1 protein-coding gene is annotated in these 276 nt (G+C 52.9%); it reads right to left on the bottom strand.

The features are described 5' to 3' along the window. The coding region (locus CVH10_RS20115; protein ID WP_219924886.1) for a hypothetical protein at positions 1–276 on the bottom strand (276 nt) is incomplete at both ends.

Raw genomic sequence — 276 nt, 5'->3', positions numbered from 1 at the left:
CAACACATTAGAGCCACGCTCACCGTTTAAGATACGAGTAGCCCGGGTTTCCAGCAATTCTTGCCCGGCAAGTTGCCGTTGTAACCAGCGTACCGCCAGGAAGAGCATAACAATGATAAAGCCAATCGCCCCCGTGAGCGGCGCGGTGGTCATCAACGAATGGAAATAGTTGCCCATCGGATCCTGATAAACCAGACGCAACGACATCCCCGGATGCTTTATCAACGGAACGCTCAGTTCGCGAAACAGATCGCTGGAGCCAACTGGACGATAACT

This window comes from Halomonas sp. ND22Bw (genome assembly GCF_003011945.1).
GTDB classification, from domain to species: Bacteria; Pseudomonadota; Gammaproteobacteria; order Pseudomonadales; family Halomonadaceae; genus Halomonas; species Halomonas halophila.
Note: the sequence above shows the minus strand (reverse complement) of the source record. Positions and strands in the feature narration are given on the sequence as shown.